The 13,860-nt window shown below is 53.7% G+C and carries 16 protein-coding genes and 1 riboswitch; of the genes, 8 read left to right on the forward strand and 8 right to left on the reverse strand.

Annotated features, from left to right (window positions below; all coding sequences use genetic code 11):
• Positions 1-25 precede the first annotated feature (25 nt).
• The 5 genes from Q4E64_RS06290 to thiS are packed head-to-tail and all read right to left on the reverse strand — an operon-like array spanning position 26 to position 3,410.
• The gene (locus Q4E64_RS06290) at positions 26-595 is read right to left on the reverse strand and encodes a thiamine phosphate synthase (RefSeq protein WP_303166899.1); all 570 of its coding nucleotides are present in this window, start codon (positions 593-595) and stop codon (positions 26-28) included.
• Positions 588-1,811: a 2-iminoacetate synthase ThiH gene (thiH, locus tag Q4E64_RS06295; RefSeq protein ID WP_303166900.1), complete on the reverse strand. Its 1,224-nt coding sequence runs from the start codon at positions 1,809-1,811 to the stop codon at positions 588-590. The genes Q4E64_RS06290 and thiH overlap by 8 nt, the downstream gene beginning before the upstream one ends.
• A gap of 8 nt (positions 1,812-1,819) precedes the next feature.
• The gene (locus Q4E64_RS06300) at positions 1,820-2,584 is read right to left on the reverse strand and encodes a thiazole synthase (RefSeq protein WP_303166901.1); all 765 of its coding nucleotides are present in this window, start codon (positions 2,582-2,584) and stop codon (positions 1,820-1,822) included.
• Positions 2,585-3,214 (reverse strand): sulfur carrier protein ThiS adenylyltransferase ThiF, encoded by a 630-nt coding sequence (gene thiF / locus Q4E64_RS06305; protein WP_303166902.1) that lies wholly within the window; start codon positions 3,212-3,214, stop codon positions 2,585-2,587. It abuts the gene before it with no gap.
• 1 nt (position 3,215) lies between these two features.
• Positions 3,216-3,410, reverse strand: a complete 195-nt coding sequence (thiS, locus tag Q4E64_RS06310) for a sulfur carrier protein ThiS (protein ID WP_303166903.1) — start codon at positions 3,408-3,410, stop codon at positions 3,216-3,218.
• 428 nt (positions 3,411-3,838) lie between these two features.
• Between thiS and Q4E64_RS06315 the strand changes: the two genes are divergently transcribed.
• The 5 genes from Q4E64_RS06315 to Q4E64_RS06335 all read left to right on the forward strand — a co-directional run bounded on the left by Q4E64_RS06315 (position 3,839) and on the right by Q4E64_RS06335 (position 8,635).
• Positions 3,839-4,900 (forward strand): alpha/beta hydrolase, encoded by a 1,062-nt coding sequence (locus Q4E64_RS06315; RefSeq protein WP_303166904.1) that lies wholly within the window; start codon positions 3,839-3,841, stop codon positions 4,898-4,900.
• A gap of 135 nt (positions 4,901-5,035) precedes the next feature.
• Complete coding sequence (locus Q4E64_RS06320; protein WP_303166905.1) at positions 5,036-5,929, forward strand: LysR family transcriptional regulator; 894 nt, start codon at positions 5,036-5,038, stop codon at positions 5,927-5,929.
• A 565-nt stretch (positions 5,930-6,494) separates the two neighbouring features.
• Positions 6,495-7,325 (forward strand): AraC family transcriptional regulator, encoded by an 831-nt coding sequence (locus Q4E64_RS06325; RefSeq protein WP_303166906.1) that lies wholly within the window; start codon positions 6,495-6,497, stop codon positions 7,323-7,325.
• Positions 7,318-8,193 (forward strand): DMT family transporter, encoded by an 876-nt coding sequence (locus Q4E64_RS06330; protein WP_303166907.1) that lies wholly within the window; start codon positions 7,318-7,320, stop codon positions 8,191-8,193. Before Q4E64_RS06325 ends, Q4E64_RS06330 begins: the two co-directional genes overlap by 8 nt.
• A gap of 19 nt (positions 8,194-8,212) precedes the next feature.
• Positions 8,213-8,635 carry a DUF2000 domain-containing protein gene (locus tag Q4E64_RS06335; RefSeq protein ID WP_303166908.1) on the forward strand — a complete coding sequence of 141 codons (423 nt, stop codon included), beginning with the start codon at positions 8,213-8,215 and terminating at the stop codon, positions 8,633-8,635.
• A 141-nt stretch (positions 8,636-8,776) separates the two neighbouring features.
• Here the strand turns inward: Q4E64_RS06335 and Q4E64_RS06340 are convergent, their stop codons facing one another.
• The 3 genes from Q4E64_RS06340 to Q4E64_RS06350 all read right to left on the reverse strand — a co-directional run bounded on the left by Q4E64_RS06340 (position 8,777) and on the right by Q4E64_RS06350 (position 11,375).
• On the reverse strand, positions 8,777-9,604 hold the full coding sequence (locus Q4E64_RS06340) for a MetQ/NlpA family ABC transporter substrate-binding protein (RefSeq protein ID WP_303166909.1): 828 nt from the start codon (positions 9,602-9,604) through the stop codon (positions 8,777-8,779).
• 84 nt (positions 9,605-9,688) lie between these two features.
• A complete protein-coding gene (locus Q4E64_RS06345; RefSeq protein WP_303166910.1) occupies positions 9,689-10,348 on the reverse strand; it encodes a methionine ABC transporter permease in 660 nt (219 codons plus the stop codon).
• Positions 10,338-11,375, reverse strand: coding sequence for a methionine ABC transporter ATP-binding protein (locus Q4E64_RS06350; protein WP_303166911.1), 1,038 nt, complete (start codon positions 11,373-11,375; stop codon positions 10,338-10,340). Before Q4E64_RS06350 ends, Q4E64_RS06345 begins: the two co-directional genes overlap by 11 nt.
• A gap of 88 nt (positions 11,376-11,463) precedes the next feature.
• Positions 11,464-11,563: riboswitch (SAM riboswitch) on the reverse strand.
• Positions 11,564-11,724: 161 nt separating this feature from the next.
• On the opposite strand from Q4E64_RS06350, the gene Q4E64_RS06355 reads away from it, so the two are divergent.
• Genes Q4E64_RS06355 through hisG form a run of 3 tightly spaced genes read left to right on the forward strand, consistent with a single transcriptional unit; the run spans position 11,725 to position 13,858 of the window.
• The gene (locus Q4E64_RS06355) at positions 11,725-12,030 is read left to right on the forward strand and encodes a YerC/YecD family TrpR-related protein (protein WP_303166912.1); all 306 of its coding nucleotides are present in this window, start codon (positions 11,725-11,727) and stop codon (positions 12,028-12,030) included.
• Complete coding sequence (gene hisZ / locus Q4E64_RS06360) at positions 12,020-13,189, forward strand: ATP phosphoribosyltransferase regulatory subunit (RefSeq protein WP_303166913.1); 1,170 nt, start codon at positions 12,020-12,022, stop codon at positions 13,187-13,189. Before Q4E64_RS06355 ends, hisZ begins: the two co-directional genes overlap by 11 nt.
• 18 nt (positions 13,190-13,207) lie before the next feature.
• Entirely contained in the window at positions 13,208-13,858 is a 651-nt protein-coding gene (gene hisG, locus Q4E64_RS06365; protein ID WP_303166914.1) for an ATP phosphoribosyltransferase, read from the forward strand.
• Positions 13,859-13,860: the final 2 nt, after the last annotated feature.

The following is a 13,860-nucleotide window of genomic DNA, read 5'->3' on the forward strand; positions in this document are numbered from 1 at the left end:
GCCGCTACAAAGCTCTCTGCGTTTTTTATATTTGCATATAAGCCGACATAATGCAGGCTCCTGCCGCGCCGCAGGCCTGCAAATCCTGCCATTGCGCGGCGTTAAGCCCTACGCCGCCGATAGCGTAAACCGGCACGGGGCTGCTGCGGCAGATTTGGCGCAGAAAGTCCAGCCCCCGCGGCGGCAGGCCGGGCTTGCAGCCGGTGGCGTAAACGTGCCCGGCCACCAGCCGGGTCGCGCCGCATTGCACGGCTTGCCGCGCTTCCTCCAAACTGTGGACGGAAACGCCGATATCGCTGAAACAGCTGCGGTCGTATGGCGGCAGCGCAAGTAAATTTTTCAGCGGCAGGTGCAGACGGGTCACGCCCAGCCGCTGCGCCAGCCGCCAATGCCCGTGGAGAAAAATTTGCGCCGGCGTATCCTGAAAAATGCGCAGGGCTTGTTGCGCCAATGTTTCATATTCGGCGGCGGATAAATTTTTGGCGCGCAGTATTACGGCGTCGGGCGGACTTTGGCAGCTTAGCAGGCGCGTTAACTGCTCCGGGAGCGGACGCGGGCAGCAGGCGGCGTCGCTAACTGCGACGAGCTTAAACATAAACGTACTCCGACATCACGGGCTGCAGGCCCAGCTTTTCCATGGCCGCGAAAATTTCCTCCAGGCTGCGCCCGTCGTCGATGGCGAATTGTTCGTCGCCTAATTCCTGCGCGACGCTGTGGCCGCCGATGCCCGTATTGACGCCGGCGGAAATTTTATTGGCGGCGATGAGCATTAAATTATCGCGGACGCGGGCGCATTCCCTGCTGGACACGGTGATGGAGGCGAAGGGCAGGAACAGGCGGTAGGCGCAGACCACTTGCAGAAGCTGGCGCTCGTGGACGTCCAGCGGCTTAATCTGCTCGTTGTTGACGATGGGACGCAGGCGCGGACAGGACAGCGCGATTTCGGCGTGAGGGTACTGCCTCTGCACCAGATAAGCGTGGAGCCCGGCGGCGTAGGCGTCGCGGCGGAAATCGTCCAGCCCCAGCAGGGCGGCGAAGCCCACGCCGCGCATACCGCCGTGCAGCGCGCGCTCCTGTGTGTAAAAGCGGTAGGGGAAAACGCGCTTGTGCCCCGCCAGATGCAGCTGCGCGTATTTGTCGCTATTATACGTTTCCTGAAAAACCGTGACGTAATCGGCGCCGCATTGGTGCAGATAAGCGTACTCGTCGCTGTTGACGGGATAAATTTCCAAGCCGACGACTTTGAAATATTTGCGGGCCAGCTGGCAGGCGCGGCCTATATATTCTACGCCGGACATTTTGCGGCTTTCGCCGGTTAAAATTAAAATTTCCTGCATACCGGTGGCGGCGATGGCGGCCATTTCGCGCTTTATTTGTTCCTCGTCGAGCCGCGCGCGGCAAATAGCGTTATGGCTGTTAAAGCCGCAGTAAACGCAGTAATTTTCGCAGTAATTGGCGATGTACAGCGGCGTAAAGAAATGCACGGAGTTGCCGAAGTAACGCCTGCGCTCGGCTTGAGCCTTCTGCGCTATTTCCTCCAGCAGCGGCAGGGCGGCGGGGGACAGCAGCGCGGCGAAATCCTCCGGCGTGCGCCGGTCGTGCGCTAAGGCTCGCCGCACGTCGGCGGCGGTATATTTTTGATAAGCGTACTCCCTGCGTTGGCGGCAGACCTGCTCCAGCATAGCGGATTCTAAAACCTCCATGCCCTCCTGATACGCCATGTGGTCGGGCAGATCGCGAGCGCTGAACCGGGCGGCAGCATCGCTGTAAATACTGTCGTTAAAAAATTTATCGTCCGTAATATTTTTCATAGCGCACCTCAATCCCGCAAGAAGCCGGTCAAGGGCGAGGAGGCTTTGGCGCTGCCGCGCACCTCGCCCAAGCCTGCCAGATAGGCCTGCCGTCCGGCTGCGACGGCCTGCTTAAAGGCGGCGGCCATCAACGCGATATCGCCCGCGCTGGCGATAGCCGTGTTGGCCATGATGGCGGCGGCTCCCATTTCCATGGCTTCGCAGGCCTGGGAGGGGCGGCCGATGCCTGCGTCCACGATTAAAGGCAAATCTATTTCGGCCAGCAAAATTTTAAGAAAATCCTTCGTGCAAAGTCCCTGGTTGGAACCGATGGGCGCGCCCAGGGGCATGATGCAGGCGGCGCCCGCGTCGCGCAGCTGCCGAGCCGTCGTCAAATCGGGATACATATAGGGCATGACGATGAAGCCTTCCTTAGCCAAGGCTTCCGTGGCCTTTACTGTTTCGTAATTATCCGGTAGCAGATATTTGCTGTCGCTGACGACTTCGACCTTCACGAAATCCGTTTGGCACAGCTCTCGCGCCAAACGGGCAATGCGCACGGCTTCGTCGGCGTTGCGCGCGCCCGAAGTGTTGGGCAGCAGCGTAACGTGGGGCGGCACGTAATCTAAAATATTGGCCAGCTCGCCGCCGTTGGCTCGGCGCAGAGCCAGCGTCAGCAGTTCTGCGTCGGCCTGTTCCACGGCGGCTTTGATGAGCTCCAAAGAATATTTGCCGGAGCCTAAAATAAAACGGGAGGAAAAGGCGCGGCCTCCCAAAATCAGCTTGTCTTCCATTTATTCATCCTCCAAATCTAAAAGTAAACGGGCGACAGTAAGCGCCTGGTGCGCGGCGGCAAGTCCCACGCGAGCGCCGCACAGGGGCAAAGCGTCTATGGAGCTGCTGCCGTCGCCGCAAAGATACAAACGCCGGGTTATGCGCCGCGTCCGAATTTCGTTGCCGCTGCCAAAACCGGCGATGCCGGAAGCGGCTACGATTTTCGTATCTGGCAGAGAATCGATAACGCCGTTGACCAGCATGGCTTTGCTGGCCGCGTTATCCAACGCTTCGCAGACGATATCGGCCTTGGCTAACAGCCGGGGAATATTTTCCTCCGTTAGCTTAACGTTGCAGGACTGATAATCGCCCCAGGGGTTGATGCGCAGCAGACGCTCGCGCAAAGCTTCCGCCTTATAGCGGCCGATATCCTCCCAAAAATAATACTGGCGGTTTAAATTACCTGGCTCCACCTTGTCAAAGTCGATGAACAGCAAATGGCCCACGCCTAAGCGGGCCAGCCACGCCGCCGCATTGCTGCCTAAGCCGCCGCAGCCGGCCACGGCAACCACGGCCTGCTGCAGCCTGCGCCGTTGGGATGCGGTTAAGCCCTTTTGCAGCGCGTCCTGTAGTTCTGTTGGCGTCAGCATTTTAACCTCCTCCCACAAAGCTGACGATTTCCAAACGGTCGGCGTCGGTAATAATCGTACCGGCGTAGTCGCTGCGCTTGACGATAACGCCGCCGCGTTCCACCGCTACCAGCTGGGGCCTGTAGCCTTGTTCCTGCAATAATTCCAGCAGCGTTACGGGCTGGGGCAAAAAAATATTTTGTCCGTTAAGTACCATGGCACATCTCCTTTCGCAAAACAAAAAAGCTCATGAAGCAGCTACACCCGCGGTGGTGTACCCCTTCATGAGCTTCTGGCTCACTCTCAAAATAATATGCAATTATATTTTTATTATAGGCGATATTGTCGTGCGCGTCAAGACGGCGGGACGTTGTGTTGCAAAGATAGTTTTTAAGCTTCCCCTCGCAAAACGCGAGGGGAAAAACATATTCGCTATAAAATAAAGCTTCGGCGTACTGCCCTTTCCGTGTGCCGAAGCTTTCTTTTTGGGAAAACGGCGGTGGAAAACAAAAAAATATATGCCTTGAAAGCATATTATAGCGTAAAGAATAAGTATTTGATATAGAGTGCGACTGCCATTATAATGAAGATAGTTCGAGAGATATATTTTGCAGATGAAAAATATTTTGAGGAGGTAGATTGATTATGAAGATGAGCAGAATGAAAAAACTGGCGGGCTTGCTGGCGTTAGGGTTGACGTTAGCTGTGTGCGGCGCTGCGGGAGCAGCTTATGAGCCGCAAAAGCCTGCGGACGCCGCTAATTTTTATCAAAGCGCCGAGCTGGAAAAACGCAGCGTCAGCTTTAAGAGCCTGTACGATTTGAAAATCGCCGGGAATTTATACCTGCCTAAGCAAATGCAGGCCGACAAAAAATACAGCGCGATTATCGTAGGGCACCCCATGGGCGCAGTCAAAGAACAAAGCGCCGATTTGTACGCGCAGAAGCTGGCGGAGCGCGGCTTTGTCACTCTGTCCATCGACCTGCCGTATTGGGGCGGCAGCGAGGGGACGCCGCGCAATTCTGTGAATACGGCGGCTTATGCCGACGCTTTCAGCTCCGCCGTGGATTATTTAGGCACGCGCAGTTTTATTGACCGGGAGAAGATTGGCGTTATCGGTATTTGCGGCAGCGGCAGCTTTGCTATCAGCGCCGCTAAGATTGACCCGCGCATTAAAGCTTTGGCTACCGTTAGCATGTACGATATGGGCGCGGCTGTGCGCGACGGTCTGCGTCACAGCACCACCCTGGAGCAGCGCAAGCAGCTTGCGGCAGCGGCGGCGGAGCAGCGCTATAAGGAATTTTTGGGCGGCGAGAAGGAATATACCAGCGGTACTGTTCACGAAATTACCGATAAATCGTCGGCTATTGAAAAGGAATTTTTTGATTTTTACCGTACTGAGCGCGGAGAGGTAACGCCGCCGGGCGCAAATCCGCAAACTACTACCCATCCGACGTTGACCAGCTTCGTAAGCTTTATGAATTTCTATCCCTTCAACGATATTGAAACTATTGCGCCGCGACCGCTGCTCTTTATCGCCGGGGACAAGGCGCATTCCTTGGAGTTCAGCGAGGACGCCTATCGCCGCGCGGCCGAACCGAAGGAATTGTATTTAGTGAAGGGCGCGGGCCACGTCGATTTATACGACCGCGTAAACCTCATTCCCTTCGCCAAGCTGGGTTCTTTCTTCCATAAATATCTGGACTAAAGGCGAGGGATAAGCAAACGCTAAAAAATCACTGCCGCCGACGTGCGCTGTCGGCGGTATTTTTATTGGAAGAAAGCGGGGCGATTTTAAACTATGCTGCCAATGTGCTATAATAAAAGCACTGGAGGTGCAGCCATGGAATTACGGGTATTGCGCTATTTTTTAACAGTTGTGCGGGAGGGGGGCATCGTAGCTGCCGCGGAAACGCTGCATCTGACGCAGCCCACCCTGTCGCGCCAGCTGAAAGAATTAGAAGAGGAAGTAGGCGCGCAGCTTTTTATTCGCGGCAATAAAACGCAGAAGATAGTCTTGACGGATAAGGGACAGCTTTTGCGCAACCGGGCGGAGGATTTGCTGGCCTTGGCTGATAAAGCCTGGCAGGAGCTGCAAGAGGACGAAAGCGAAATCAGCGGGACGGTGCAGATAGGCTGCGGCGAAAGCGACGGTATGCGTTTGCTGGCGCAGGCAGCGCAACGGCTGCGCTTAAAATATCCCGATATTAAAGTAGATTTGTACAGCGGTAACGCGGAAAATGTTAAAGAACGCCTGGACAAGGGACTGCTGGATTTTGGCTTGTTCATTCAGCCGACCAATTTGCAGAAGTACGAAACGCTGCGGCTTCCTGTTACCGACCGCTGGGGGGTGCTGGTGCGCCGCGATTCCATTTTGGCGAAGCGGGAAAATTTGACGGCGCAGGATTTGCAGGGCCTGCCGCTTTTAGTCAGCAGTCAGGAAACTGTGCTGCACAATTTGCAGCAATGGTTTCAGCTGCAGCCAGATAAACTGCGCATAGTAGGAACATATAATTTATTATTTAACGCGGCGCTGCTCGTGGAGGAAGGCTTCGGCTGCGCCGTATGCCTGGATAAATTACTGGTGGGCGTCAGCGACAAGCTGCGTTTTGTACCGCTGTCGCCGCAAGTAGAAATGGACATCGATTTGGCTTGGCGGCGTTACCAGCCTTTAAGCAAAGCGGCGGCTGCGTTTTTAAAAGAAACGCGCGCGTTGTGCGAACTTGTGTCCGTATAATATTGCGCGCTTGGGTGGAGAATGTTATAATATTGTACAGGTACTACTGAACGGTAGGCGGTGTCCCTCTTATTAAGAGGGTGCAGCCCTCTAAACAAAGAAATCCCATAGCCTTTGCTACGGGAAATCAATGCGGAAAGAGGGTGATACCATGAATATACTTGAGATATTAGCGTTACTTAGTTTAGTAATCGCTTGCATTAGCTTGGGTTATATGATTGGAAGAAATGCAAAAAAATAACCGCCACGTCGACCAAAACTAGCGGTTATTTTTTGTAACTAAAATTTTGGGGACAACCGTCTATCGGTAGTACCTCTTTCATTTATTATTATAGCTATAATCTTTAAAAAAGTCAAATTTTGCAGAAGCGCTCTTTTTAGCTTTCCTATCGCGCAACGCGAGGGGAAAAGAAAGTTCGCTATAAAAATAAAGCTGCGCGCAAATTTTGACGATATTTTACAAGATGCCTGCGGGTAGTAAGGTATACAATAAAAAATATGCAGATATCGCCTGGCGAAGATTTTACAGACTGCATTTAGATTATTAAAGAAGGGAGGCGGGGCCGTGAAGCAAGGCAGCCGCACGATACGTTACGACGAACAGCTGCATTTGGAGGCTTACAGCTTTGAGGGCGTGGCCCAGAGCTTTCCTCAGCATTTCCACGCTTACTATGTGTGGGGCTATGCGGCGCAGGGCGAGCGGCTGCTGACCTGCTGCGGCAAGCAGCTGACGCTGGCGGCGGGGGAGACGGTTTTATTTAATCCGGGGGACGATCACGGCTGCGTGCAAAGCTCGGAGGCGGCACTGCATTATTTGGCGCTGAACGTGCCGCCGGAAACTATGGCGCGGCTGGCGCAGGAGCTTACCGGCTCGGAACAGCTGCCGCGTTTTGCGCCTGCGGTAGTCAGCGACAGGGAGGCCGCCTATTATCTGCGCTCGCTGCACGCTTTGATTATGAACGGAGCGCAGGCTTTTGCCAAAGAGGAGGCGCTGCTGCTGTTGGCGTCGCTGCTCCTGGAGCGTTACGGCGCGGCGTCCTGCCCTGCGGCCGCGGCCAGCGATACGGCGGTGGAAAAGGCCTGCGCGTATATGCAGGAGCAGTTTGCCCAACGTCTGACGCTGGAAAATATCTGCCGGGCGGCCGGGCTCAGCAAATCCTCGCTGCTGCGCAGCTTTACGCGGGCCAAGGGCGTTACGCCCTACCGTTATTTGCAGACCGTGCGCGTAAGCCGGGCGCAGAAGCTTTTGGAGAGCGGAGAAACGCCTGCGACGGCCGCGCTGCTGACGGGCTTTGCCGACCAAAGCCATTTTACCAATACCTTTACCAATTTTATCGGGCTGACGCCGGGCAGCTACCGGGAAATGTTTCTGAAAGCGGGGCGGGAATATGAATAATTGCGGGAGCGGGCATTTGGCCGCGCTGTTCACTATTTTGATTTGGGGTACAACCTTTATCGCTACCAAAATTTTGTTGACGACGCTGACGCCGGTGGAAATTTTATTTTTGCGTTTCGTTTTAGGCTTTGCGGCGTTGTGGCTGGCGCGACCGAAGTTTTTGCGGACGCAAAACTCTAAGCAGGAGCTGACGTTGGCGGTGGCAGGGCTCTGCGGCATTTGCCTGTACTATCTTTTGGAAAATATCGCCTTGACCTATACGCTGGCTTCCAACGTGGGCGTGATTATTTCGGCGGCTCCCTTTTTAACGGCGCTGCTGGAGTGCGCGGCGGCCAAAAACCGCCGCGGTCTGACGCGGTGGTTTTTCGTCGGCTTTATTACGGCTATGGTTGGCGTTTGCCTGCTGAGCTTTCACGGGACGCGGCTGGCGTTCAATCCCTTGGGCGACGGTCTGGCCTTGGCGGCGGCGCTGGTGTGGGCCTGCTATTCCCTGCTGATGCAAAAAATCGCCGCCTATGGCTATCCCACCATTTTGGCGACGCGGCGAATTTTTGCTTACGGCCTGCTGTTTATGCTGCCCTGCGCGGCCTTGTCAGATACTGCCTGGAATTGGGCGGCGCTGCGGCAGCCTTTGTACCTGGGCAATCTGCTTTTTTTGGGGCTGGGGGCTTCGGCGCTGTGCTTTGTAACCTGGAATTATGCGGTAAAAATTTTAGGGCCGCTGCGGACCAGTGTGTATATTTATTTGGTGCCGGTTATTACGGTGACGGCTGCGGCGGTAATTTTGCGCGAGCCTTTTACCTTGACTACAGCGGCGGGGACGGCGCTGGCTATGACGGGCTTGTTTATATCGGGCTGGAAAAGCTGATAGGAGATGTAAAAAGTCGATGGATAATAAAAATGAGAAATGCGTTTTAGTTTTAGACGCGGAGCTGCCGTTGGGCTTATTAGCTAATACGGCGGCTATTTTAGGCGTAACCTTGGGCAGCAAATTGCCGGAGATTGTAGGGTCGGACGTTTACGACGGCGAGGGGCAGAAGCATTTGGGCATTGTGACCATACCCGTGCCCGTGCTGGCCGGAAATAAACTGCTGTTGGCGGAATTACGCAGGAGGCTTAACGAAGAAGAATTTGCCGGAGTTATCGCAGTGGATTTTTCGGATTTGGCGCAGGGTTGCAAAACCTACGACGAGTTTATAAACAAAATGCGCGCTGCCGACGGCAACGCGCTGAATTATTTTGGCTTGATGTTATGCGGCGGCAAAAAGCAAATCGCCAGGCTGACCGGCAATCTGCCGCTGTTGCGCTAAGCGTTATTTTGCAAAGCGCGGTGATTTTCTTTTGCTGCTTCAGCCTGCTGCAGCAATTTTTGGAACGTCTGTTGTAAATTAAAAACGTAAGCGAAATAAAAAATCCGCAGCCGGATAAGCTGCGGATTTTTGTCGCTTCAATTAAAAGCCGGTGGTGATAGTTCCCTTGAAATGGTCCTCGATAAATTTTTTGTTTTCTGCGGATTGATAGATTTTTTTCAGCTGCGCGATGCGCGGGTCGCCTGCGTTGGCTTTAGTCGTAACGAAAATATTCAGGAACGGGTTGTCGGGGCGCTCGATGAGCAGCGAATCCTTCGTGGGATTCAGGTTCGCTACCAAAGCGTAGTTGGCGTTGATAACGGCGATATCCAGATCGGGCATAGCCTTGGGAATGGAAGCCGCGTCCAGCTCGCGGATTTGGTAATTCTTTTCGTTCTTCGTAATATCGGCCACGGTGGCGGTGACGGAATTTTTATCCTTCAGCTCGATGAAGCTCTTATCGGCCAGCATCAGCAGAGCGCGCGCGCCGTTGGACGGGTCGTTGGGGATGCCGATAATAGCGCCGGCCGGGATATCCTCAACCTTTTTGTATTTGCTGGAATAAATAGCCATGGGGAAGTTTACGGTTTTGAAAACTTCAACCAATTCAAATTTAGGTTCCTTCTTTAAGGTAGCGGCCAGATAGGGAGCGTGCTGCATGCTGTTGGCAAATAGCTCGTTCTGGCTCAGAGCCACGTTGGGAGAAACGAAATCGGAAAATTCCACGACTTCGATTTTCAGACCGTCCTTTTCGGCCAGCTTTTTAACATTGTCCATAATTTCCGCGTGGGGTCCTGCGGTTACGCCGATTTTTACCGGCGCGCTGGGGTCAGCTTTTTTGGCTTCTTTGCTGTCGTCGCCGCAGCCTGCAGCAAGTAAAGTCAGGGCGCAAAGAGCGACGGTGATTAAAATTTTGCTTAATTTATTCATTGTTATGCCTCCTCGTAATGTGTTGTTAAATTTATAGCTGGGCGGGAAGCGCGCTTTCCCGACCTGGCAATCGTTGGATTAAAATTATAATTTGTTTTTGTTCAGCTTCTTGGAAGCGTAATCGCCCAGGGATTGCATAGCCTGTACCATAACGATCAGGACTACGACTGTGGCCAGCATAACGTCCATCTGGAAACGCTGGTAGCCGTAGCGGATAGCAAGGTCGCCCAAGCCGCCGCCGCCAAGCGTACCCGCCATGGCGGAATAGCCGATTAAGCTGATAATCGCCAGCGTTACGCCCAAAACGATGGAATGCAGCGATTCTGGCAACAGCACTTTGGTGATGATCTGCATGGGGCTGGCGCCCATAGCCTGCGCCGCTTCAATAATGCCGGGGTTGATTTCCAACAGCGAGGATTCGATGATACGGGCAATAAACGGAGCCGCCGAAATCGTCAGCGGGACGATGGCCGCGGTGGTGCCGATGGAGGAGCTCACGATCATGCGGGTCAGGGGAATGATGGCTACCATTAAAATAATGAAGGGCGTGGAGCGCGTAGCGTTGACCACTGCGCCTAAAATACTATTGACCGCCTGATTGGGCAGGATGTGCTCCTTGCGGGTGACGGTTAAAATTACGCCTAAGGGAATGCCGATCAGCGTGGATAAGATAGTGGAAGAAATTACCATGTAGCAGGTTTCCCAAAAGGATTTTAATAAAAGATTCAGCATATCAGGACTCATAGCCGATTACCTCCGTTTTCAGATTTTGCTGGTGCAGATATTCCAAAGCGTTTTTGATGCCGCCCTCGGTGCCGTTAATTTCAATAATCAAAGTGCCGAAGGGAACGTCCTTGAGCTGATCGATGTTGCCGTACAAAATGCTGACATCTACGTCGAAGCGCTTAACCATACCGGAAACGATGGGCTCGCCTGCGGAATCGCCGATGAAGGAAAGGCGCACGATCAGCTTGCTGCCTTCCTTATAAGTAGCGCTGAGATTTTTATTCTTAACCATTTCGGGAATTTCGGCGTTGATAACGCTTTTGGTAAATTCCTTGGTGGTGGGATGCTGGGGATTGGTAAAGACGTCGACCATGGAGCCTTCCTCGATGATATCGCCGTTTTCAATTACGGCTACGCGGTCGCAGATAGTTTTTACAACCTCCATCTGGTGCGTGATGAGCACGATGGTCAGATTTAATTTTTTATTGATATCCTGCAGCAGCTCCAAAATGGATTTGGTGGTCTGCGGGTCCAGGGCGGAGGTGGCTTCGTCGCAGAGCAGCACCTTGGGGTTGCTGGCCAGAGCGCGGGCGATGCCGACGCGCTGCTTTTGGCCGCCGGAAAGCTGGCTGGGATAATAATCGGCGCGGGTTTCCAGCTGCACCAGCTCCAGCAGCGGGCGGATGCGTTTGTCGATTTCCGCTTTGCCGAGTCCCTGAATTTCCAGCGGGAAGGCGATATTATCGTAAACGGTGCGGCTGGTCAGCAAATTGAAATGCTGGAAGATCATGCCGATGCTTTGGCGAGCCTTGCGCAGCTGCGCGTCGTTCATGGCGGTCAGCTCCGCGCCGTCGACGAAAACCTTGCCTGCGGTGGGCTTTTCCAACATATTGATGCAGCGTACCAGCGTGGATTTGCCTGCGCCGGACAAGCCGATGATGCCGAAAATTTCGCCGGCCTTGATGCTGAGATTGGTCTTGTGCAGGGCGTGGATATCGCCCGCTTTACTAAAGTAGGTTTTTTCTACGTTAACTAATTCTATCATCTTGCTGATCCTTTCTTGGGCAGAATTGGGGTATGATACAGAAAAATCCTTCACCGGCACGGTGAAGGATACAGCTTGCGTTTGTATAGCTTCATCTGCCGGAAAACTCCGTTGGAATTGGCACCGTTCACCGGGGTGTGGTTGCCGTAGCTTCATCGGGCCAGTCCCTCAGCTACTCTTGATGAAATCTCTGTGAAGTTAGTGAGTTAATAATACATCTATTTGCTAGGTTTGTCAACAAAAATATCAAAAATAAAATTTTTCTTGACTTTCACAAGATAAAGTATTAAAGTATTTTTACGAGTTGTATATTAAAGTTCAAAGCGCGCAAGCGGACAGGAGGACGAATATGGCTGCTAATATTCACGATCATTTGACGGATCAATTATTCAAAGCGATTTTAAGTTTAAAAGATGAAGAGCAATGCTATAAATTTTTTGAGGATATCTGCACTATCAGCGAGCTGAAGGCGATGGCCCAGCGTTTGGAGGTAGCGCGCATGCTGAACGAGGGCTGCATTTACGAAGCTATTGTGGAAAAGACCGGCGCCAGTACGGCTACTATTTCGCGGGTCAAGCGCTGCCTGGTCTACGGCGCCGACGGTTATAATTCGGTGATGAAGGTTTTAGAAGGAGAGAAGAAGGATGACGAATAAGGTCTATCAGGTGCCTTACGGTACGAAGGATATTTTGCCGGGCGAAATGAAAGCGCGGCGGCGCATTGAGGATGCCATCATCCGCGTTTTTGATAAGTGGGGCTACGACGAGGTGAAAACTCCGGATTTTGAATATGCGGACACTTTGGGCAAAGTGGGCACGAAAGGCGATTTTCGCTTTTTCGACCGCGATAATAATTTGCTGGCGCTGCGCAGCGATATGACAGCGCCCATCGCCCGCCTGACGGCCACGCGCCTGCAGGGCGGCGAGCCTATTAAGCGTTTGTGTTATTTGGCTAATTTGTATCGTTACGAAGAAATCCAGGCCGGGCGGCAGTGCGAATTCGAGCAGGCCGGCGTGGAGCTTTTGGGAGCCAGCGGCCCCGCTGCCGACGCGGAAATTATCGTGCTGGCGGCGGAAGCCTTGCAGGCCGCCGGCGTGCAGCAGTTTGCCATCAGCCTGGGCCACGTGGATTTTATTAACGGCTTGGCGCAGGAGGCCGGCTTTGACGCGGGGCAAGTCAATCGATTAAAAACTTGCCTGCGCCGTCACGACGCCGTGGGGATGCAGCAGATGGCGGAGGCCATGGGTAATATCCGTCCGGAAATTAAGCGGCTGCTGGCCGATTTGCTTTTTTTGCAGGGCGGCGCGGAGCTGCTGGAGCGGGTGCGCGGCCTCGTTACCAATCCTCAATGTTTGAGCGCTTTGCAGGATTTGCAGCGCATTTACGAATTGGTGGAAGCCTACGGCGCGGCTCGCTATCTGAGCTTCGATTTAGGTCTGTACCGTTCGCTGGATTATTATACGGGAATGTTGTTTGAAGCTTATCTGCCGGAAATGGGCTACCCCATCGCCGGCGGCGGCCGTTACGATAAAATGATGGAAGATTTTGGCCTGAGCTGTCCGGCGACGGGCTTCGCCCTGGGCGTGGACCGCGTGGCGCTGGCTTTGGAGCGCAGCGGTTTAGTCAGTGCCGTGCGCAGCTGGGACGTTCTGGTGGCCTGGAGCGAGGGCAAGCTGCCGGAGGCTATCGCCAAGGCCGTGGCCTTGCGGGGCGAAGGGCGAAGCGTGAAGCTGTGTACCGAAGCCATGGATTTGGCCGCCGCTGCCGCCGCCGTAAAAGAATACTGCTGCAGCAGTTTGGTTTATGTATCCTGAGGAAAGGTAGGAACTGCCATGGACGAATATATTACTATAGCCTTGCCCAAGGGCAAGCTGTTTGATAAGGCTGTGCGCCTGCTGGCCAAGGTTGGCTACAGCGCGGAAAATGTTACGGAGGATTCCCGCAAGCTGGTCATCAGCAACGAAGAAACCAAGGTGCGCTTCATCATCGCCAAAACGGTGGACGTACCCACCTATGTGGAATACGGCGCCGCCGATATCGGCATTATCGGCAAGGACGTACTGCTGGAGCAGGATAAGGACGTAGTGGAGCTGCTGGATTTGGGCTTCGGCCGCTGCCGCCTGATGATGGCCGTGCCGGAGGCCAAGCTGCGCCCGTCGCTGAAGGATTACGCGCATCTGCGGGTGGCGACGAAGTATCCCAACTGCGCCAAGGCTTATTTTAATAAATTGGGCATTCAAACGGAAATCGTCAAGCTGAACGGCTCCATCGAATTAGGGCCTATCGTGGGACTCAGCGAAATGATTGTGGATATTGTAGAAACAGGGCGCACCCTGAAAGAAAATAAATTGGCCGAGGTGGATTCCATTTTTATCGCTACGGCCCGGCTGATCGCCAACCGCGCCAGCTTTAAGCTGAAATTTGCCAGACTGCATAAGCTGGTGGAAGATTTGCGCACTGTTTTAAATGAGGAGGACAAATAAAA

Source organism: Phascolarctobacterium sp., from assembly GCF_030531065.1.
GTDB lineage: Bacteria > Bacillota > Negativicutes > Acidaminococcales > Acidaminococcaceae > Phascolarctobacterium_A.

Bases quoted from the DNA above. Each gene is read 5' to 3' on its own strand.
- Q4E64_RS06290 (WP_303166899.1), bottom strand. From the start codon at position 595: ATGTTTAAGCTCGTCGCAGTTAGCGACGCCGCCTGCTGCCCGCGTCCG.
- thiH (WP_303166900.1), bottom strand. From the start codon at position 1,811: ATGAAAAATATTACGGACGATAAATTTTTTAACGACAGTATTTACAGC.
- Q4E64_RS06300 (WP_303166901.1), bottom strand. From the start codon at position 2,584: ATGGAAGACAAGCTGATTTTGGGAGGCCGCGCCTTTTCCTCCCGTTTT.
- thiF (WP_303166902.1), bottom strand. From the start codon at position 3,214: ATGCTGACGCCAACAGAACTACAGGACGCGCTGCAAAAGGGCTTAACC.
- thiS (WP_303166903.1), bottom strand. From the start codon at position 3,410: ATGGTACTTAACGGACAAAATATTTTTTTGCCCCAGCCCGTAACGCTG.
- Q4E64_RS06315 (WP_303166904.1), top strand. From the start codon at position 3,839: ATGAAGATGAGCAGAATGAAAAAACTGGCGGGCTTGCTGGCGTTAGGG.
- Q4E64_RS06320 (WP_303166905.1), top strand. From the start codon at position 5,036: ATGGAATTACGGGTATTGCGCTATTTTTTAACAGTTGTGCGGGAGGGG.
- Q4E64_RS06330 (WP_303166907.1), top strand. From the start codon at position 7,318: ATGAATAATTGCGGGAGCGGGCATTTGGCCGCGCTGTTCACTATTTTG.
- Q4E64_RS06335 (WP_303166908.1), top strand. From the start codon at position 8,213: ATGGATAATAAAAATGAGAAATGCGTTTTAGTTTTAGACGCGGAGCTG.
- Q4E64_RS06340 (WP_303166909.1), bottom strand. From the start codon at position 9,604: ATGAATAAATTAAGCAAAATTTTAATCACCGTCGCTCTTTGCGCCCTG.
- Q4E64_RS06345 (WP_303166910.1), bottom strand. From the start codon at position 10,348: ATGAGTCCTGATATGCTGAATCTTTTATTAAAATCCTTTTGGGAAACC.
- Q4E64_RS06350 (WP_303166911.1), bottom strand. From the start codon at position 11,375: ATGATAGAATTAGTTAACGTAGAAAAAACCTACTTTAGTAAAGCGGGC.
- Q4E64_RS06355 (WP_303166912.1), top strand. From the start codon at position 11,725: ATGGCTGCTAATATTCACGATCATTTGACGGATCAATTATTCAAAGCG.
- hisZ (WP_303166913.1), top strand. From the start codon at position 12,020: ATGACGAATAAGGTCTATCAGGTGCCTTACGGTACGAAGGATATTTTG.
- hisG (WP_303166914.1), top strand. From the start codon at position 13,208: ATGGACGAATATATTACTATAGCCTTGCCCAAGGGCAAGCTGTTTGAT.